This window comes from Kitasatospora sp. SUK 42, from assembly GCF_015776785.2.
Taxonomy (GTDB): Bacteria; Actinomycetota; Actinomycetes; order Streptomycetales; family Streptomycetaceae; genus Kitasatospora.
The window spans coordinates 1,290,226-1,308,528 of the sequence record NZ_LFMD02000007.1 but is presented as its reverse complement, the minus strand read 5'-3'; the positions used below and the strand labels follow the sequence as shown (position 1 = coordinate 1,308,528).

At 73.4% G+C, this 18,303-nt stretch carries 18 protein-coding genes; 5 read left to right on the top strand and 13 right to left on the bottom strand.

Annotated elements, in window-relative coordinates:
* Positions 1–13: 13 nt before the first annotated feature.
* From RZ50_RS27425 to RZ50_RS27405, 5 genes are all read right to left on the bottom strand, one after another.
* Positions 14–1,408, bottom strand: a complete 1,395-nt coding sequence (locus tag RZ50_RS27425) for an FAD-dependent oxidoreductase (protein WP_217680915.1) — start codon at positions 1,406–1,408, stop codon at positions 14–16.
* Positions 1,398–1,634: a ferredoxin gene (locus RZ50_RS27420; RefSeq protein ID WP_217680914.1), complete on the bottom strand. Its 237-nt coding sequence runs from the start codon at positions 1,632–1,634 to the stop codon at positions 1,398–1,400. The genes RZ50_RS27425 and RZ50_RS27420 overlap by 11 nt, the downstream gene beginning before the upstream one ends.
* A gap of 378 nt (positions 1,635–2,012) precedes the next feature.
* Positions 2,013–2,855 carry a PaaX family transcriptional regulator C-terminal domain-containing protein gene (locus tag RZ50_RS30255; RefSeq protein ID WP_217680913.1) on the bottom strand — a complete coding sequence of 281 codons (843 nt, stop codon included), beginning with the start codon at positions 2,853–2,855 and terminating at the stop codon, positions 2,013–2,015.
* A gap of 88 nt (positions 2,856–2,943) precedes the next feature.
* Positions 2,944–3,435: a hypothetical protein gene (locus tag RZ50_RS27410; protein WP_217680912.1), complete on the bottom strand. Its 492-nt coding sequence runs from the start codon at positions 3,433–3,435 to the stop codon at positions 2,944–2,946.
* A 170-nt stretch (positions 3,436–3,605) separates the two neighbouring features.
* A complete protein-coding gene (locus RZ50_RS27405; protein ID WP_217680911.1) occupies positions 3,606–4,064 on the bottom strand; it encodes a MarR family winged helix-turn-helix transcriptional regulator in 459 nt (152 codons plus the stop codon).
* Positions 4,065–4,234: 170 nt separating this feature from the next.
* Here RZ50_RS27405 and RZ50_RS27400 point away from each other — a divergent pair, with 170 nt between their 5' ends.
* The 3 genes from RZ50_RS27400 (at position 4,235) to RZ50_RS27390 (ending at position 7,922) form a co-directional block, all read left to right on the top strand.
* On the top strand, positions 4,235–5,467 hold the full coding sequence (locus RZ50_RS27400; RefSeq protein ID WP_217680910.1) for an MFS transporter: 1,233 nt from the start codon (positions 4,235–4,237) through the stop codon (positions 5,465–5,467).
* 176 nt (positions 5,468–5,643) lie between these two features.
* Entirely contained in the window at positions 5,644–6,672 is a 1,029-nt protein-coding gene (locus tag RZ50_RS27395) for a transposase (RefSeq protein ID WP_217680908.1), read from the top strand.
* Positions 6,673–6,851: 179 nt separating this feature from the next.
* Positions 6,852–7,922: an FAD-dependent monooxygenase gene (locus RZ50_RS27390; RefSeq protein ID WP_217680906.1), complete on the top strand. Its 1,071-nt coding sequence runs from the start codon at positions 6,852–6,854 to the stop codon at positions 7,920–7,922.
* 55 nt (positions 7,923–7,977) lie between these two features.
* On the opposite strand, the gene RZ50_RS27385 is transcribed toward RZ50_RS27390, so the two are convergent.
* The 8 genes from RZ50_RS27385 to RZ50_RS27350 all read right to left on the bottom strand — a co-directional run bounded on the left by RZ50_RS27385 (position 7,978) and on the right by RZ50_RS27350 (position 15,196).
* The gene (locus tag RZ50_RS27385; protein WP_217680904.1) at positions 7,978–8,451 is read right to left on the bottom strand and encodes a MarR family winged helix-turn-helix transcriptional regulator; all 474 of its coding nucleotides are present in this window, start codon (positions 8,449–8,451) and stop codon (positions 7,978–7,980) included.
* A gap of 274 nt (positions 8,452–8,725) precedes the next feature.
* Positions 8,726–9,439 (bottom strand): hypothetical protein, encoded by a 714-nt coding sequence (locus RZ50_RS27380; RefSeq protein ID WP_254803072.1) that lies wholly within the window; start codon positions 9,437–9,439, stop codon positions 8,726–8,728.
* Complete coding sequence (locus RZ50_RS27375) at positions 9,436–9,783, bottom strand: hypothetical protein (protein WP_217680902.1); 348 nt, start codon at positions 9,781–9,783, stop codon at positions 9,436–9,438. Before RZ50_RS27375 ends, RZ50_RS27380 begins: the two co-directional genes overlap by 4 nt.
* Positions 9,780–12,164 (bottom strand): glycoside hydrolase domain-containing protein, encoded by a 2,385-nt coding sequence (locus tag RZ50_RS27370; protein ID WP_217680900.1) that lies wholly within the window; start codon positions 12,162–12,164, stop codon positions 9,780–9,782. Before RZ50_RS27370 ends, RZ50_RS27375 begins: the two co-directional genes overlap by 4 nt.
* A 451-nt stretch (positions 12,165–12,615) precedes the next feature.
* Complete coding sequence (locus RZ50_RS27365) at positions 12,616–13,011, bottom strand: DUF427 domain-containing protein (RefSeq protein ID WP_217680898.1); 396 nt, start codon at positions 13,009–13,011, stop codon at positions 12,616–12,618.
* Between the two features lie 30 nt (positions 13,012–13,041).
* Complete coding sequence (locus tag RZ50_RS27360; RefSeq protein ID WP_217680896.1) at positions 13,042–13,920, bottom strand: aldo/keto reductase; 879 nt, start codon at positions 13,918–13,920, stop codon at positions 13,042–13,044.
* Between the two features lie 148 nt (positions 13,921–14,068).
* A complete protein-coding gene (locus tag RZ50_RS27355) occupies positions 14,069–14,233 on the bottom strand; it encodes a hypothetical protein (RefSeq protein ID WP_217680894.1) in 165 nt (54 codons plus the stop codon).
* 57 nt (positions 14,234–14,290) lie between these two features.
* Positions 14,291–15,196 (bottom strand): sigma factor, encoded by a 906-nt coding sequence (locus RZ50_RS27350; protein ID WP_308272362.1) that lies wholly within the window; start codon positions 15,194–15,196, stop codon positions 14,291–14,293.
* Between the two features lie 306 nt (positions 15,197–15,502).
* Between RZ50_RS27350 and RZ50_RS27345 the strand changes: the two genes are divergently transcribed.
* Both RZ50_RS27345 and RZ50_RS27340 read left to right on the top strand, forming a co-directional pair.
* Entirely contained in the window at positions 15,503–16,309 is an 807-nt protein-coding gene (locus RZ50_RS27345; protein WP_308272360.1) for an ABC transporter ATP-binding protein, read from the top strand.
* Positions 16,294–18,231 carry a hypothetical protein gene (locus RZ50_RS27340; RefSeq protein ID WP_217680892.1) on the top strand — a complete coding sequence of 646 codons (1,938 nt, stop codon included), beginning with the start codon at positions 16,294–16,296 and terminating at the stop codon, positions 18,229–18,231. The genes RZ50_RS27345 and RZ50_RS27340 overlap by 16 nt, the downstream gene beginning before the upstream one ends.
* Positions 18,232–18,303: the final 72 nt, after the last annotated feature.

The window sequence follows — 18,303 nt, the reverse complement described above, 5'->3', positions numbered from 1 at the left end:
GGGTCCTTCCGGGTCAGGCGCGGAGCGGGGTGAAGGAGATGCGCCGGTCGCTGGGCGAGTGGCCGCTGAGCGTGACGGTGGGGCCGTGGCTGGGCAGCGAGGGGTCGGGGAACCCGGCCGGTACCGGGTGCCTCCCCTCGGGCCGGCGGTCGACGGTGGGGAAGTCCGGCGGGAACGGCGCGGCCCGCTCGATCAGGTGCTGGTAGAAGCCCAGCCACTTCGCCTGGTCGAAGGTGACGGCGGCGATGACGCGGCCGTGGTGGCCGTAGGCCGCGGTGAAGCGGCGCTCGGAGAGGGAGCCCTGGGTGACGATGATCTCGTCGCCCATCGGCGGCACCCCGACGGACTTGATGTTGACCCCGAACTGGGCCGACCAGAAGGACGGCGTCCAGATGTGCGGGCGGCGGTCCGCACTGGCGCTGATCATGTTGTGGGCGGCGACCTCGGCGCCCGCGACCGCGTTGCCCCAGTGCTCCAGGGAGAGGAACTGGTAGCCGAAGAGCGGGTGCGGGGAGCGGGCGACGTCCCCGGCGACGAAGACGTCGTCGGTGACGATGCCCCGCACGTCGAAGGCCCGGCACCCGGCGTCACAGGCGATCCCGCGCGGGCCGGCCCCGAGACCGGAGTCGGCGAGCCACTCGGTGTTGCGGGTCGCGCCCAGGCAGACCACCGCCACCTCGACCTCGACCTTGCTGCCGTCCGACAGGTGCGCGCACCGCAGGCGCCCGGCGGCGTCGCCCTCCAGGCCGGTCACGGTGATGCCGCAGCGCAGGTCCACACCGGCCTCCCGCTGCATGGCGGCGGCCACCTCGCCGACGACCCCGCCGAGCGCACCGACCAGCGGCGCCGCCCCGCGCTCCGCGACGGTGACGTCCAGCCCCCGCTCGCGGCAGGCGGAGGCGATCTCGGAGCCGGCGAACCCGGCCCCGATGACCAGCACCCGGCGGGGCCCGGCGCTCAGGCGGCGGTGCAGCTGCGCCGCGTCGTCGCTGGTGCGCAGCACGAAGACGCCGTCCAGTTCGGCTTCCAGCTCCTGCGGCCAGGGGCGGGCGCGGACGCCGGTGGTGATCAGCAGCCGGTCGTAGTCCAGCTCGCTGCCGTCCGCCAGGCGCACCCGCCTGGCCGCCAGGTCCAGCCCGGTGGCCGCCACCCCGAGCCGCCACTCGGCGTCCACGGGCCGGCGCCGGGGCAGTTTCGTGTGGTCGGCGGGCACCCTGTCGAGCAGGACCTGCTTGGACAGCGGCGGCCGGTCGTACGGCTCGTGGGGCTCGTCGCCGACCATCGTCAGGGTGCCGGTGAAGCCCTCCTCGCGGAGCGTCTCGGCGGCCCGCAGGCCGGCCAGGGAGGCGCCCACGATGACGATGCGGCCCTCACGCCTGAGCCTCTCCAGGGACCCGTCAAGCGACACCGGAAGCACCCGACCTCTCCCCGGCCGGCACGCCGCCCGGGCCCTCCACGGTGATGGCCTTGACCGGGCAGGCCTCGGCCGCGCGCAGCACGGCCTCCCACTGCCGGTCGTCGGGCTGCGAATCGAACATCAGCGCCTCGTCACCGTGCATGGTGAACGCGTCCGGTGCCAGGAAGGCGCACTGCGCGTACCCCTGGCACCGGTTGAGATCAACGACAAGCCTCATCAGGTCTCCGCTTCCTCGGGTTCTTCGGATGTCGTCGGGCCTGTTCGGGTTGCCCCGGCCCCCTCCGGACCCGAGAGGCTCTCCTCGGACACGAGCCGCCCCCGCTCCACCATGGGAGGTCCGGCGGGGGCGGCGCATGTCCACCGGGCCAATGAGGTGAGTGCTCCCGGGCCGCCGCGACCCGTGGGTGGGCCTCGCCCCGACTGGGGAGACGGCCGTACGGGTGATGCCTCCACGGGTTCCGTACGGCTTCGCCGGGGCCGCTGCGCCGCGGGTGGGCCGAGCCCCGGGTGGTTCCGGCCCGGGGACACGCCGGGCGGCCGACCGGGAGCTGCTGTCCGTGGCCGTACGGATCGACGCCCTGCTGCGGGGCGCGTCTTAGCCGTTCAGCTCCGTGGGGCCGGGCGTGTCGAAGGCGCGAAAGAGCGAGAGGTCCGGCGCCCGGTCGCGGATCGCGGTCCAGGCCTCCTGGAAGTCCCGCCTGATCCGCGTCGGCGGCCAGGGGGCGGGACGCAGTTCGAGGGGGAGGAGCGGATCCCGTTCCAGGGCGTGGTCGAACGCCTCGGCCAGCCGTAGCGCGGCCACCACGAGCTCGACGGAACCGCGCTCGCCGTGGCGGGAGTCCTCGTCGAGCGCCGCGGCGAGCGGCTGGTACGCCTCGACGGTCCCGGCCGCCGGCCAGAGGCGCTCCGCGATGGCGGCGGGGCCGGTGAACCCCGGGCCGATCAGGCGGGTGGCCTCCGCCGTGATCAGGTAGGAGCCGACGGTCGCCTCCGAGGTCTCGGCGGCGAGCTCCTCCAGGAGGTCGTGCGGGCTGACGTACGCGCCGGGTGCGAGCGGGGCGCCGCCGAGTCGGGTCAGCGCGGTCCGCAGGGCGTCGCGTTCCGGCCGGTGCTGCTCGGGGACGGAGAAGGTGTACAGCCGCCAGAGTCCGTCCCAGGCGGCGAGCCCGGCGTCCTGCGCGTAGGCGAGCTCGACGTGGCGGACGTCCTGGTCGGCGCGGAGCCGGCCCGCGTCGGTCAGCACGAGGCGGCCCTTCCGGCCCCGCCCCTCCTGTCGCAGGACGCCCGCCGCCGCCAGCCGGCGGATCGCCAGCCGGACCGGCTGGTCCGACAGCCCGGCCGCCGCGGCGACGTCGTAGACGTAGTCGAGCGAGGCGGTGCCCTGGGGGTCGAAGCAGGCTTCGACGACCGTCCGCGGTGCGGCTCTGTACTCGGACACGGGAGACCTCGGTTCTCGGCGGCGGACCCCGGTGGGGGCCGTCCGGTCACTGTGCCACACGGGAGCGGGGGTGGTGCCGGCCGCCGGCTCAGGCGCCTTCCCACGGGTAGCCGTGGCGGCGGAAGGCCGCGGAGACGGCGGCCCTGCCGCCCTCGACGTCGTCGTCGAAGAGGACGCGCCCGACCGGCGACTCGATCCGCACCTTGCCGCCGTGCCGGAAGACGCCGCCGACCTGCTCCCGGGCGATCACCCGGGTGTCGTCGCCCTCGGTGATCGTGATGGACGCGTCCGAGATGCGCAGCGTGGCGCTGTGGTAGGTGATGAACAGTCCGATCGCGAGGCCGACGGCGGCGAGCAGGGCCGGCCGGCCGATCACCATGGCCGGGGAGTCGAACGAGCCCAGGAACTTCACGGTGTCCGCGTACGGGATCGGGTGCCTGGCGGCGAACTGGAGGAGCCACGGGACGGCGAAGCCGAGACCGGCGCCGGCCGCGCCGCAGAAGACCCAGACGACCACTCTGGTGCTCAGGCTCATCCGGAGCTCGGTCGCGGCGGACTGAGCGCCGAATTCTTTCGTCATGACTACGACCGTAGCAGGTTCGATAGTTATCGGCGATCGGGTGGCGCGGGAGCCCGGGGCTGGCATGGGCCATGCATGCACCGTGATGCGGCTGAGGGTGTATTTGATGCATTCAAATTCATCTACATGAGGAGCTGAGGGTGCGCCGCCGGTGGGGGCGGTGCGGGTGCTCAGTCCATCGGTACGGCCGGCGCGTACCGCAGCCGGGCGACCAGTGAGGCGGTGGAGTCGTCCAGCGCGGCCGCGTCGAGCGCCTCGGCCAGGGCCTTGCGCAGGGTCGGCTCCGCGGCCCCGGCCAACTGTCGGCCGGCCGCGGTGACCTGCACGTCCACGCCCCGCTTGTCGTCCAGGGCGCTGCGGCGCGTCACCCACTCGGCGTCCTCAAGGCGGGCGACCATTCGGCTGACGGCCGGTTGGTTGGCGCCCAGCGTCTTGACCAGGTCCGACATCCGCAGCGTGCCGTCCCGCCGCCCGGTCAGGGAGAGCAGGAGCAGCAGCTCGTTCAGGGAGACCCCGTGGCTGCGGGCCAGCCGCCGGCCCGCGGTCGCGTTGACCTGCTCCGTCAGCCGGGTGAGCTGCCGCCAGACGGCGATCTCGTCCCGACCGCTGCCCGGTCCCCATGTCTCCATCGACGCGGCCCCTCACTGAGTCCTTCGAGACGTTCCGCCTGCCCGTCCGTCACCGCTGCCCAGGGTAGCTTCTTGCGGCGGTTGACCACCCCGCGGTGTTCGTCCATCATCTATATGCAATCGAATGCATCTTCAATGCGCCTGGCTTCCTCCGAAAGGCTTGGCCTGCCATGCCACTCCCTCTCCTGGCCCTGATGCTCGGGGTCTTCTGCGTGGGCACCGCCGAGGTCGTCATCGCGGGGATCCTGCCCGAGATGTCGACCGACCTGGACGTGTCCATCCCGACGGCCGGGCTGCTGGTCACCGGCTACGCGCTGGGGGTGACCATCGGCGGCCCGGTCATCACCCTGCTGACCGCCAAGTGGTCCCGCAAGGGGCTGCTGCTCGGCCTCATGGGCGTCTTCGTCCTCGGCAACGTCGTCGCCGTGCTGGCTCCCGACTACGGGACGCTGATGGGCGCGCGGATCTTCACCTCGCTCAGCCACGGCACCTTCGCCGCCGTGGCCTGGCACGTCGCCGCGCTGATGTCCCCGCCGGACAGGCAGGCGACTGCGATGGCCAAGATCGCGCTGGGCTTCAACTTCGCCAACGTGCTCGGCTCCCCGATCGGCACGCTCATCGGGCAGCACTTCGGCTGGCGCTCCACCTTCGTCTACATCACGGCCTTCGCGGTGCTGTGCACCCTGCTCATCCACCGCTTCGTTCCGGGCGGCCTGACCACCGGGCGCGAAGGGGCCGTCGAGGAGGGCGCCCCGCTGCGCGAACAGCTGAAGGTGTTCCGCCAGGGGGGCCTCCAACTCTCCATGCTGATCACGGTGCTGGCCCAGGGTGCGGTCTTCACCACCTCGACCTACCTGGCGCCGCTGCTCCGCGACGTCGGCGGCTTCGCGCCCGCCCTGGTGGGCGTCCTGCTCATCGTCTTCGGCATCGGCTCCGTGCTGGGCAACATCCTGGGCGGCAGGGCCGCGGACCGCGACGTCATGCGCGGAGTGCTGCGCGCCCAGAGCGCCCTGCTGGCCTCGCTCCTGTTGTTCTGGCTCGCCGCGCCGCACCAGGCCCCCGCCGTCGCCGCGCTCTTCCTGTTCGGCGCCGCCGGCTTCTCGATCATTCCGGCGCTCCAGGCGCGCATCCTCGCGGTGGCCGCCGCCGCGCCGGCCCTCGCGCTGTCGGCCAACGTGTCCGCGTTCAACCTGGGCAACGGGCTGGGCGCGTGGCTCGGCGGGGAGACCATCGGCCTCGGCTTCGACGTCCGGGCCGTCACCCTGACCGCGGCCCTCGCCACCGCGGCCGCCCTGCTCCTCTCGCTGCTGATGTGGGCCCGCGCGCGCCGCGACTCGCCGGAGCCCGCGGCGCTCGACGCGGGAGTCGCGGGGCCGGCCGAACCCGCCGGGGAGGCCCCGTAGTCGAGCCGGACGTACTCTCCGGCGTTTTCAACTCACCTACGACAACGGTACTTTGACGGTCAGTCCGGCGATTTCGGCCGAAGCGGAATAGGCGCCCCCGGGCTCCCGTTGTCGCTGGTATGGGAACCGCCCCCGCGAGGAGAAGCCCCGACCCCCGCCGTGCTCCGGCCGGCCCGATGGGCGGCAGCGTCCTGGACGAGCTGTCCGAGGTGCTGTTCGCCCCGCTGCCCCGCAGCGACCAGCGGGCCAAGGGCGCCCTGTACCTGCGCGGGCTGATCGCGGCGCAGGGCCGCAAGTCGATCCGGAACATCGCCGCGCAGGTCGGCGGCCCCGAACTCGCGCAGAGCCTGCACCACTTCATCGCCTCCTCCACCTGGGACTGGGGGCCGGTCAGCCAGGCCCTCCAGCGCCACGCCGACAACGAACTGCGCTTCGCCGCCTGGGTGGTGCACGCGCAGCCGATCCCCAGGCGGAGCCGGCAGGCGATCGGTGTGTGGGGGGTGGCCAGGGACGTCGCCGTGCCCGTGAAGTGGAACCTGCTGGGCTCCGGCGAGGAGGCCGCCGAGTACGTCGCGTCGGCGACGGCGGTGTGCGACCCGAGCGCGATCGGGCCCCGCCCGGTCGTCCTGGACGTCCCGGCGGCCTACCTGCGTCCCGTCTTCGACCGGTACGTGCGGGCGGGCGCGCCGCTGCTGTCCGCCGTGCCCGCCGACCTGCCGGTGCTGGAACGGGGTGCGGGGCAGGGGCGGGCCGGCCGTCCGCTGCCCGCCGCCCGGCTGTTGCGGCTCAACCGGATGCTCGGGCGGCCGGCGGAGTGGACGGACCCGGCGACGGGCGCCCTCCGCCGGAGCCTGGTCGCGGGCGTGCGGGTGGAGTGGGCGAACCACCCGTTGCTGCTGGTGGGGCAGTGGAACGGCGGGCAGGAGCAGCCGGTCCAGTGCTGGCTGACCAATCTGACGGCGACGCCCCTGGGGGTCCTGCTGCGACTCGGCCAGCTCACCCGGCGCGTCGAGCAGGACTTCGCCGGCTCCGCGTCCCACGTGGGGACGCTCGACTACGAGGGGCGCAGCTCCGACGGCTGGCACCGGCACATGACCCTCGCGGCGGCCGCGCACGTCGCCCAGGTGGTCGCGGCCGCGCGGGCCCGCGTCCGCCCGTGGACGCACTGCATGGCCTCCATGGAGCAGATGGGCCGTCCGCTGTAGGCGTTCGCCGGGGGTGCTCGCCGGGGGTGCTCGCCGGGGGTGCTCGCCGCCCATGCCGTGAACCGGACATCGCGGTGCTCAAACATCCTTCCTCGGTTTGTGTCAGGTCGCCCGGAAGTTCTGACACAGGGGCCTGGGCCGCATCGCCCGCGCCGCCCCCGGCCGACCATCATCGGGGCATGCGGATTCTGGTTGCCGGCGGTGGTGTCAGTGGTCTGGCCACGGCGGTCGCGCTGGGTCGGAAGGGACATCACGTCCTCGTCCTGGAGGAGCGGCCGGTCTTCACCGGCAGCGGTGCCGGGGTCAGGCTGGCGCCGCACTCCTTCCGGCTCCTGGACCGGCTCGGGGTCGGCGACGCCGTGCGCGAGCGGTCGCTGACGATCGAGGAGTGCCGCGTCATGGACGGCTCCACCGGGGAGCCGGTCATCACGGTGCCGCTGCCCGTCCGGCCCGGGGAGGCCCGCGCGGTGCACGCGACGGCGCACCGGCTGGACGTGTACGAGCCGCTGCTGGAGGCCTGCTGGGAGCTGGACGCCGTCCGGCTGTGTCCGGACAGCCGGGTGGTCGGCTACACGGGGCACGGCGGATCGGTGGTGGCCGAACTCGCCGACGGGCGCGGCGTCACCGGGGACGCCCTGATCCTCGCGGGCGGCGCCCGCGCAGTCGTCCGCGATGACGCGGGCTGGTCCGGTGGCGCCCCTGGGGATCGGCTCGCGGTCTACCGCACCGTCGTCCCGATGGAGCTGGTGGATGCCCGGTGGCAGGACGGCGCGGCCACCTGGTGGGTCGGCGCGGGCTGGCACGTGTCGCACTACCCGCTGCCCGGCGCCGGGTACCTGGGCCTCTCCGCCACCCGCCACCACCACGGCGGCGCGGACCTCGACGACGCCCGGGTGGACCTGGAGCAGGTGCTCGCGGCCCTCCCGGACCTCGGGTGCGCCGCTCGCGACATCCTGACGACGGGCCGGCACTGGCGGGCGCGGACACTGCCCGACCGGACGGCCGGCCCGGTCCGGGTGCGTGGCCGGGTCGCGCTGGTGGGCGGCACCGCCGAGCCGGCCCGTCCGCCGGAGGCGCAGGGCCTGCACCACGCGCTGGAGGACGCCGTCGGCCTCGGCAGGTCGTGGGAGGCCTCGGGCGGGGAGGTGCGCCGGTGGCTCGCCGACTACCAGGCCCGAGGCGGGCAGGACCGGGAGGGTGCCCGGCGGCCGTGGGCGCTCTTTGAGGGGCTGCTCGCGAGCGCCGGCTGAACCGCCGGGTGCGATCGGTGGTGATCGGTGGTGATCGCGGGTGGTGAGGGAGTGATCAGACCCGGGGGAGCGCCAGCGGGAGGTTGACCTCTTCCACCGCCTTGACCAGGGGGGCCAGCTCGGGGTTCCTGGCGGCCTCGTCGAGGGCCTCCCGCAGGGCGGCGTCGTTGGTCGGCCGGGCCTCCTCCAGGAGCTTCAGGCCCTCCTCGGAGACGTTGGTGTAGATGCCCCGGCGGTCGGTGGGGCACAGGTAGCGGGAGAGCAGGCCGCGGTCCTCCAGCCGGGTGACCAGGCGGGTGGTGGCGCTCTGGCTGAGGACGACCGCGTCGGCGACCTGCTTCATCTGGAGGTGCCCGCCCTCGTCGTCGTGCTGGCGGCTGAGCACGTCGAGCAGCGAGTACTCCCGCACGCTCAGGTCGTGCTTGGACTGCAGGGCCCGCTCGATGTGCGTCTCGATCCTGCCGTACAGGAGGTAGAGGGCGGCCCACCCGTTGGCGAGGGCGGTCAGCGCGGGGTCAGTGGCGGTCATGAGCCCGGGTCTCCTTCCAGGTGCGACGGGGTCGGGGTGCTTCGGGGTCGGATGCGTCAGGGACAAGGATAAGCCCTGGCCCCAAATATCGGCCAGAGCTTATATAGCGCGTATGCAAATATATTCGCAAGGAGGAGCCTGCCGAGGGGCTCGTCGGCCCGGCCGCCCCGCAGCCCGACGGCGCCTGAACCCCGTGTGGCGCCCGGGCACTGCCCGGGCGCCATGACTCGTTCTAGGCCGGACCGATGTCACCGGTGGTGGGTGCGCGCATCCGTCAACGGCCCTGCGGGGTCAGGGCCCGGGCCGCCTGGAGCCGGCCGGGGGCCAGCGGATCGGAGGCGCCGGCACCCTTGCCGGGGCTGTCGTTCCACTGCCGGATCTTCGCGGCGACCTTCCGGACCCGGGGGTCGTTCGGCGGCAGGTCGATCTGGAAGTGCGACTCCTTGGGCAGCGCCTCGTCGCCGCCCCACTTCACGGTGCCCTCCAGGTCGGCGAGGATGTCCCGGATCACGGTCAGCTCGTTCGAGAAGAACCCGCCCGAGGCGCCGGCCGGGTAGAGCCGGGGGAGGATCGCGATCGCCGTACCCGAGCGGTAGTTGCTCTCGTAGGGCGCGGCGGTCGTGAGTTCGGCGGTGTGGCCGGTGACGTCGCCGGCGGCGAGCGTGCGGATCTCGTAGTGGTACCGGCGGGCCAGGTGGGTCAGCAGGGTGGCGGCGTCACCGTCCCGGACGGCGAACTCGACGCCGTAGGCGCCCTCAAGGTGCTGGGTCGCGGCCTGGTCGATCACCGGCCAGCCGTTGCCCGTCGTTCCGGCCGCCGACCGCGGCGCGGCGGCGGGCTCGGCCGCGGGGGCCGCCGAGGCGGTGCCCGACAGCCCGGTGGCCCAGATCGCCGTGCCGCCGGCGATGCCGAGACCGGTGGTCAGCAGCTGGCGGCGGCTCGGCCGCGACGGTGAGGGCGGAGGTGTGGAAACGCTCCGGTCGATCATGCGGACTCCTCGTGCGGGTTGCGGATCGGGTTGCGGATGGAGCGAACGAGCATGAGGGCGCACACGACCGCCGCCAGCAGGCAGGCCGCGAGCGCGGGGTTCAGCCACCCCGGGACGAGGTCGACGGAGGTGCCGTCGCGCCACTGGCACGTGTGGGAGAGCGGGATCAGCCTCTGCCGGACCTCGTCCGGGAGGTCGCTCGGGCCCCGGCCGGCCTCGATCGCGCAGAGCTTTCCGGCCCGGGCGAAGCCGGACAGGGCGCCCCGGACGAAGAGGGCCCCCGCCGCCAGCACGCAGAGGATCCCGCCGAGCAGCCAGCGCTTCGGGGTGGCCGGGCGCGTCACCGAGCCGCCAGGTTCATCCTCTGGGCCGCGCGGAGGGCGGACTGCTGCTTGCCTTCGAGTGCCGCGGTGGCCCGGAGCGTCTCGGCGAAGCCCTTGCAGAACTCGTTGAGCTTGAAGTCCGGGAGGTTGCTGGGCATCAGGGTGAACACCCCGGCGATCCGGTCGATGAGGAACTGCCGTCCGGCGGCGATGACCGGGTCCGACTGCATCGTCAGCATGTTCCAGGCGATGTCGAGGGCGGTGTCGACGGAACCGCCGAAGCGCCGCTGGTAGTAGTCCGTGAAGCGGGTGAGGCCGCCGGTGCCGGTGTAGTGGTCCCGCACCGCCGTCACGATGTCGGTGCTCCGGCAGCGTTCGGCGATGAGGTAGCCGTCCGCGTCCTCGATCAGGTCGGTGTAGCTGAACGTGGAGGAGACGCCGATCTTGGCGAGCCGGTTCATGCAGTAGGTGTAGCCCGAGGAGGTCGTCTCCGAGTCCCGGCGCCACTCGCCGTAGAACGTGATGATGTCCCCGCCCCAGCCGCCGACGTCGCCCGCACCGGTCGTCTTGATGTCGGAGGCCTGCTGCGGCTTCAGGTAGTGGGCGTTGGCGGTGGCCAGCATGTGCTCGGCGCCGATGTCCTGCCCGCTGAAGGGGTCCTTGAAGCTTCCCCGGACCGTCATCCCGCGGTCGTTGGCGTACTTGATGAAGTCCTGGTCCGGGTCGCCGATGAGGGCCCACCAGGTGACGTCGCCGTAGGAGCGGTGCCGGACGTACTCCATGACGAGGCGGTTGGGGTCGCCCTTGCCGTACTGGACGGCGAGGCCGTACAGCTGCTGGATGTAGGTGATGAAGTCGCCCGCGGGGTCGCCGCCCTGGTTGACGCTGTTCTGCGCCGGGTCCGACTCCTGCCGGTAGGCGTCGTTGTCCAGGTCGAAGGTGTCCGTGCCGGCGGAGTACTTGAACTCCTTGATCTGGTTGAACGCCCAGTTCTGCGGCAGCGGGAAGCCCAGGTTGCCCGAGAACCCCCAGGACATGCCGGAGACGAACGAGTACCGGGCGTACGTCGCCTTGGTGACCTGGGTGCAGACGTTGCGCGATCCGTACACGCCGTGGACGTAGCGCTTGCCCATGCTCGCGAGGCCGGCGTAGACCCCGTTGAAGTACGGGATGATGTTGGAGGTGATCTCCTCGCCGGTGGCGTCGTAGTCCACCGCGAAGTAGATGACCGTGCCCCGGTTGAAGCCGTAGCCCGCGGCGTACTCGTGGGCGGCGCGCCCGTGCTGGTAGCCCTGCGAGTAGCCGAAGTCGCCCAGCTTGCGCGCGTTGTCCTGGTAGATGGGGAAGACCCGCAGGCCCGCCTGGAAGATGTCCTGGAGCTCGCCGGGCTTGATCGCCTTGTCCAGGGTGCTGCCCGGCGGGTCGAAGAGGTAGCGCCCCACGTAGCGGTAGCCCGACGCGTAGAGCGACTTGGCCCGGGAAGCGGTGATCGTGAAGCGGGTGTCGCAGGCCTGGACCGGGCGGTCCGGGTCCCCGGTCGAGACGAGGAGCTGCGTCCAGGTCGCGTAGTCGCCGACCCCGGTGGAGTTCAGGACCGAGAACTCCTGGAAGGCCCTGACGAAGGTCGTCAGCTTGTCGTCGAAGGAGTCCTTGAACGAGGTGACGAAGGAGGACCCCGACGTGGATATCACCGGTTCGTTGAACACGCAGGCGGCGGAGAACAGTTGGACGAAGATGCCCGAGTCGCCCTGCTTCACCGTGTGGCTCCGCAGGCCGGACTGGGTGGCCGGCCCGAGGTTCCCGGTCACCTGGCTGTCGGGGATCCCGAGTTCGTACTGGATGGCCTTCATCAGGGACTTCTGGACGTCGCGCGAGTAGAGGCCGTCGCACGGTCCGACGAAGAAGGTGGAGCGGTTGAAGTAGCGGCCGTTCAGCCAGCGCTGGATGTCCCGCACCTTCTCCGAGCCGCCCGCCAGGACGACGTAGGCGTCCATCGTCAGCAGCGCCTTGAAGACCTTGGGCTGCACCATGGCGTTGGTGCCGTCGAGCCCCGCGTTGATCTTGAGCTTGGCCACCGACTGCCCCATGAGCGCGTCGTACGTGCCGTTTCCGTCGCCGCCCCAGTAGCCCTTGCAGAAGAGGGCGTGCTGGATGATCTTCCGAATGTTCACGTTCGGCTCGTTCGAGCCGATGTCACCCCGGGCGGTGAGTTTGGCCAGGGTGCCGTCGCCGAAGCTCGCGACCACGGGACTGATGCCCAACTCGGCCTGGAGCCCCATGGTCAGCGAGAACATCGTGGACCAGCCGGTACGGCCGTCCTCCGGACAGCGGGTGTATCCCGGTGTGTTCGCGTACGTGGCGTTGACCCATTTCTGGGCAGCGAGCACCTTCTCGTCCGCCATGCTTTCCCCTCCGTGCGGTTGGCTGGTTGACCGGCAGGGCAATTCCGGGAGGAGGGTGGAGAAAGGGGCCGGGCGGGTGGATTCCACCCACTGGTGAATTCCGGTGCGGGCAGCCCCCGGCGGGCGGTCCGGCACCCGAAGAAGCCTGCTCGGCACCGGCCTCGGCCCCCCGATGCGCGTCGACGACTCCCCCCTCGGTGTCGACCGAGTGGAGAGCTTACGGGTGCACGAACGGATCTTCAAGGGGTGGCGATGGGCGCGGTGTCAAATTATCGACCATCCGTCAAGTTCTGTGACCCGGCTTCGCTTTGTCCGAGTGGGGTGGTGGGGTTTGCCGGGGCTTGAACCGTCCTTGACCTGTTGGTTTGCGTCAGGGGGTGGGTGCGGGGCCGGGCGCGGGACCGGGTGTCGGGCCGCGCCGGGAGCCCCGGCGCGACCCGCCCGCGGTCGGTCAGGCGGCCGGGGGCTCGGCCGGGAGCTCGCCCTCGACGTGGATCGTGGCGACGTCGTCGTAGAAGCTCAGATGGCCGGCGATCTCGGCGACGGCGTCCAGCGGGTCCGGGTAGCCCCAGACGACGTCGGTGCGGGCCTCGGTGGTGCCGTCCGCGCCGACGTACGACCAGTAGGAGGCCTCGCCCTTGAAGGGGCAGGTGGTGTGGGTGTCGGTGGCCTCGAAGAGGGCCAACTCCACGTCCTCCGGGGGCAGGTAGTAGCGCGGCGGCAGGCCGGTCTCGAACAGCACCAGCGGGCGCTCGGACTTGGCCACCACGGTGCCGTCGATCTCCACGGTGACCGTCTGGGTGCTGCGGACGGTCGTCACGCGGTGCTGCCGGCTCGGGTTTGACATCGGGAACTCCTTGTTCGTATCGGACGGCTGTCAGGCGGCGGCGCCGATCGCCTCGTACTCCTCGTCCGACAGCGCGATCAGCGCGCCGGCGGTGTTCTCCTCCAGGTGCTCGACCGAGGACGTGCCCGGGATCGGCAGCAGCGCGGGCGAGTGCCGCAGCAGCCAGGCCAGCGCGAGCTGGGCGGCGGTGGCGGCACGGGACACCTGGACGGAGGCGAGCGGGCCGCCGGGTGCGGCCAGCCGGCCCGTGGCGATCGGGAACCAGGGGATGAAGGCGAGGCCCTGCTGTTCGCAGTGGCGCAGCACCTCCTCGTGCGTGCGGTCGGCCAGGTTGTAGAGGTTCTGCACCGACACGATCTCGGCGGTGCCGCGGGCCCGTTCGATCTCCTCGACGGTCACCTCGGACAGCCCGATGTGGCGGATCTTCCCCTCCTCCTGTAGCAGCTTCAGCTCGCCGACCTGGTCCTCCAGCGGTACGGCCGGGTCTATCCGGTGCAGCTGGAAGAGGTCGATCCGTTCCAGGCCGAGGTGACGAAGACTCAACTCGGCCTGCTGGCGAAGGTACTCCGGCCGACCGAGCGGACGCCAGTCGTTCGGCCCCGGCCGGGTGAGGCCGGCCTTGGTCGCGATGACGAGGCCGTCGGCGTAGGGGTGGAGGGCCCGCCGGATCGTGGTCTCCGAGGTGAAGGGGCCGTAGGAGTCGGCGGTGTCGATGAAGTTCACGCCGAGCTCCACGGCCCGCCGCAGGACCCGTACGGCCTGCTCGGGGTCGCTGGGCTCGCCCCAGATGCCGGGGCCGGTGAGGCGCATCGCGCCGTAGCCCAGGCGGTTGACGGTCAGGTCGCCGCCGAGCCGCAGGGTTCCGGCGGCCTCGGCGGGGCGGGTGGTCGGCGTCGAATCGGTGGTCACGGGGTCCTGTCCTCCGGCTGGTCCTGGCTTGACTGCTGGTCCTGGGTTGCCTCCTGCACTGTGCACGACCGCGGGCGGAGCCGCCAGGGGCCGGAGTGGCCTGGCGGCTTCGTGGGCTTCGACGGACTGATGGGATGTCAACGGGGCGTCAGTCGGCCGTGATCGGGCGCTCGGCGGCCTCGGACTCGTCGGCGGCCGGTGCGTCCTTCCTGGTGAGCGGGGCGAAGAAGGCGCCGACGACGGTGGCGATGCCGCCGCCGACGCCCGTCGGGCGCGGGCCGTCCACGACGTCCGCGGCGGTGGCGCCGGCCACCGGGCCGGCGTGCAGCGTGGAGTCGGCTCGGTGGCCGCGACCCGCTCCTGCGGCCGGTTACGCCGTGAAGGCGGCGAAGCCGACCGGGGCGAGCCGCCGGGGGTCCAGCAGGAGCTGGATCCGGGTGATCCGCCCGGCCCGTACCGCGAAGCCCGCGACCGCGACCGGCACGCCGTACCGGCTGACCAGGGCGCCGGGGGCGCCGTTGACCAGCACGGCGGTGACCGTCGGCCCGCCCCGGCCGAGCGACGCGGCATGCTCCGCCACCCCGCGGGCGCCGCGGATGGCGGCGGTGGCGGCGGGGAGGGCGGTGCCGCCGTCCGCGCGCAGCTCGGCCTCCGGGTCCAACAGGGCCGCCAGTCCGTCCGGATCGCCGTCCCGCGCCGCGGCGAAGAAGGCCTCCACCAGCCTGCGGCGGGTCGCGAAGCCCGGCTCGGAGTCCGCCTCCCGCGCCTCCCGTACCCGTCGGCGCCCCTGCTCGACGAGCTTGCGGGTGGCCGCCGTGGGCTGTTCGAGGACGGTCGCGATCCGGTCGACGGGCTGCCGGCACAGGTCGTGCAGCACGAAGGCGACCCGCTCGGCGGGGGCGAGCGCGTCCAGCGCGACCAGCAGCGCGAGGCCGACCTGGTCGCTCGGCGCCGTCCTGCCCTCCCGGTCGTGGGGCGGCTCGGGCTCGACGACCACGTCCGGCAGGTGCACCCCGACCGGGCCCCCGGGCCGTGCGGCGCGGGCGCGGAGCAGGCTCAGACAGACCCGGCCGGTCACCGTGGTCAGCCAGGCGGGCAGGTCGTCGACCTCCTCCGGATTGATCCGGCCGAGCCTGATCCAGGCCTCCAGCACGGCGTCCTCGGAGTCCGCGTGCGAACCCAGCAGCCGGTACGCGAGGGCCCGCAGGTGCGGCCGGATCAGCCCGAACCGCTCTTCCGGCCGGTCGTGGTCGGGCAGCCGGTCATGGTCGCGCACGGTCCACACCCCTCGGTCGCCGGAGGTCTTCACCCGCGGGGCGCCAGGGGGCGGCCCCGCGTTCGTTCCGTGGACCTTACTCGGCGTGCGGAGTGATCACACTGTGTATTACCGATATCGCGGGACGAACTTCGTTCGCGGCGCGTCCGGCCGCCGGGGCCTCGGGCGCCTACGCCGCCGTTGGGGTGGGCCCAGCCCCACCCCCGGCCGGGGGTGCAGGTGGATTCTGCCGGAGCCCCGCCGTCCCTAGCGTTGATCACGTGCCGCCCCGAGCGGGGGCGGCCGTGCGGACGCGGGGAGGACGAGGTGCGGGCAACGGCGCGCGTGGGGCAGGGGCCCCGGGCGGGGGCGGACGAAGGGGCCCCGGCGCTACGGCTGTCGGGACTGCGCAAGCGCTTCGGGTCGTTCGTCGCGGTGGACGGGGTCGACCTGGTCGTGCCGCGCGGATCGTTCTACGGGCTGGTCGGCCCCAACGGCGCGGGCAAGACCACCTCGCTGTCGATGGCCGTCGGCCTGCTGCGGCCGGACGCCGGGAGCTCGGCGGTCCTCGGGGCCGACGTGTGGAGCGACCCGGTACGGGCCAAGGCCCTGGTCGGGGTGCTGCCGGACGGCATGATGCTGCCCGAGCGCCTCACCGGGCGTGAACTGCTGCACCACCTGGGCCGGTTGCGCGGCCTGCCGGCCCGCACCGCGGACGACCGGGCCGAGGAGCTGCTGGCCGTCCTGGAGCTGGACGGCGCCGAGCACACCCCCGTCATCGACTACTCCACCGGGATGCGCAAGAAGATCGGCCTGGCCACCGCCCTGCTGCACGCCCCCCGGCTGCTGGTGCTGGACGAACCCTTCGAGGCCGTCGACCCGGTGTCCGCCGCGACCATCCGGGCCATCCTGCGCCGCTTCACCGCCTCCGGCGGCTCGGTGGTCCTCTCCAGCCACGTGATGGCCCTGGTCGAGCAGCTCTGCGACCACGTCGGCGTGATCGCCCACGGCAGGGTCCTGGCGGCCGGACCGGTCGACGAGGTCCGCGCCGGGCGCGGTCTGGAGGAGGCCTTCGTCGACCTGGTCGGCGCCCGCCGCGGGGGAGTGGAGGGGCTGTCGTGGTTGGCGTCCTGACCGGAATGAAGCTGGCCGTCCTGCGGCGGTCGATGTCCGGCCCCCGGGCCGCGAGCCTGGTCCTCGGAGCGGTCACCGGCACCCTCGCGGCCGTCGGCACCGCGCTGCTCGGCCTGGCGGACTTCCCCACCCCCGGGGCCGGGGTCGGCGTGGTCGCCGCCGTGCTGCTGCTGTGGACGGTCGGCTGGGCGCTCGCCCCGACCGTCACCGGCGGCGACCCGACCCTGCGGCTCGATTACCTCGCCCTGGTGCCGCAACGCCCGCGCACCCTGGCCCTCGGGCTGCTCGGCGCCTCCTTCGTCGGCATCAGCCCGCTGGTCGGCCTGATCGCCTTCACGGTGCTGGTCGTCTTCGGCGCCGGGCTGGGGCCGCTGCCCGCCCTGGTCGCCGTCCCCGCGTTGCTGCTGCAGCTGCTGTTCGTGGTGGTGCTGTCCAAGCTCACCCTCCAGAGCCTCGGCGGCGCGGCCCGCTCACGGCTCGGCTGGGAGCTGTCCGCGCTGCTGGTCGGCCTCGTCATCGGCTTCCTCAACACCGGCTGGTTCGCGATCGGCTTCTTCCTCCGGCTGCTCACCGGCGAGTGGTCCGCCGAGGCCGGCACCGTCGTACGGGTGCTGCCCTCGGGCTGGTCGGCGGTCGCGGTCGACGCCGCCCGGCGCTCCGACTGGGCCCTGGTCGCGGCCTGCCTGGGCGGACTGCTCGCCCTCTCCGCGCTGCTGTTCGCGGCCTGGACGGCGCTGCTCGCCCGGCAGTTGGCGCGCGGCACCGCCGGGGGACGGCCGGCGGCCGTCGGGCGCGCCGCACCGCTGTGGGCAGCCCTGCTGCGGGCCGTCCCCGACACCCCGGCCGGCGCCGTCCTCGGCAAGGAACTGCGGCTGTGGGTGCGCGACCCGCGCCGGGCCCGCGCCCTGCGGGCGGCGCTGTGGACCGGCGTGTTCACCGGCCTGCTCCCGCTGCTCGGCGGCTTCGACACCCTGGTGCCGTGGACGGGCGTGGTCGCCGCGCTGTTCGCCGGCTCCCTGTGCGCCAACCTGTACGGCCTGGACGCCGGCGCGCTCTGGCTGACCCTTCTCGTCCCCGGCGCCGAACGGGTCGACGTCCGGGCCCGGCAGCTGGCCTGGCTGATCGTCGTCGCCCCGGCCGCCCTGCTGCTCACCCTGGCCCCGGCCGTCGCGGCCCCGCCCGGGCGGGTCTGGCCCTGGCTGCTCGCCGTCCTGCCCGCCGTCCTCGGCGCCGGGGCCGGACTGGCACCGCTGATGTCCCTGCTCGGCCCCGCGCCCTCCCCGGACCGGCCCGGCGGCAACCCGCTGGACGCCTTCGGCGACGAGAGCGCCGACCAGGGCCGGATGCAGGGCCTGGCCGTCCTGCTGCTCCAACTCCTCGCCGCCCTGCCCGCCGCGGGCGTCGTACTCGCCGGCACGTTGCTGCACAGCGCGCCGCTGCGCTGGGCCGGGGTGGCGGCGGGCCTCGGCACCGGACTGCTGTACGCGTGGTGGCTCGGCCGGGCGGCCCGGCGGCGGCTGGAGGCCGACGGGCCGGAGCTGCTCGACGTGATGCGCAAGGGCGCCCGGCGGGCGCCGACGGGCCAGGCGGAGCAGGCGGAGCAGGACGCCCGGGACCGGCTCCCGCGCGGCCGCGCCGCGGCGGTCGGACTGCTGATCACGGCCGGGATGCTGGGCGTGGCCCCGCAGGGCGCGGTGGCGATGGGGATGTCGTTCTTCGCGCCGACCAACCGGAGCTGGTTCGCGGCCATGTACCTGCCCCCGGCCTGGCAGGCGCCGGCGGCCGGCGGGTTCGTCCTGCTCGGCGCGGGGCTGCTGTTCGCGGGGCACCGGCTGAACCGGGGTCAGCGAGCCGCCGCACCCTCGGACCCGGAGCCGGTGCCGGCCGCTCAGGCACCCTCCGAACGGGCAACGACCCGGTGAACACCGCCCGTTGCCCGCGTGCGGCCCGCCCCGTTCCGCCGGCGGGGCGGGCCGGCTGCGATCATGAACGGC

Excerpts from the sequence above, each read along its gene's own strand:
- RZ50_RS27400 (WP_217680910.1), top strand. The coding sequence starts at position 4,235 with ATGCCACTCCCTCTCCTGGCCCTGATGCTCGGGGTCTTCTGCGTGGGC.
- RZ50_RS27380 (WP_254803072.1), bottom strand. The coding sequence starts at position 9,439 with ATGATCGACCGGAGCGTTTCCACACCTCCGCCCTCACCGTCGCGGCCG.
- RZ50_RS27365 (WP_217680898.1), bottom strand. The coding sequence starts at position 13,011 with ATGTCAAACCCGAGCCGGCAGCACCGCGTGACGACCGTCCGCAGCACC.
- RZ50_RS27405 (WP_217680911.1), bottom strand. The coding sequence starts at position 4,064 with ATGGAGACATGGGGACCGGGCAGCGGTCGGGACGAGATCGCCGTCTGG.
- RZ50_RS27385 (WP_217680904.1), bottom strand. The coding sequence starts at position 8,451 with ATGACCGCCACTGACCCCGCGCTGACCGCCCTCGCCAACGGGTGGGCC.
- RZ50_RS27370 (WP_217680900.1), bottom strand. The coding sequence starts at position 12,164 with ATGGCGGACGAGAAGGTGCTCGCTGCCCAGAAATGGGTCAACGCCACG.
- RZ50_RS27420 (WP_217680914.1), bottom strand. The coding sequence starts at position 1,634 with ATGAGGCTTGTCGTTGATCTCAACCGGTGCCAGGGGTACGCGCAGTGC.
- RZ50_RS27390 (WP_217680906.1), top strand. The coding sequence starts at position 6,852 with ATGCGGATTCTGGTTGCCGGCGGTGGTGTCAGTGGTCTGGCCACGGCG.
- RZ50_RS27410 (WP_217680912.1), bottom strand. The coding sequence starts at position 3,435 with ATGACGAAAGAATTCGGCGCTCAGTCCGCCGCGACCGAGCTCCGGATG.
- RZ50_RS27395 (WP_217680908.1), top strand. The coding sequence starts at position 5,644 with ATGGGCGGCAGCGTCCTGGACGAGCTGTCCGAGGTGCTGTTCGCCCCG.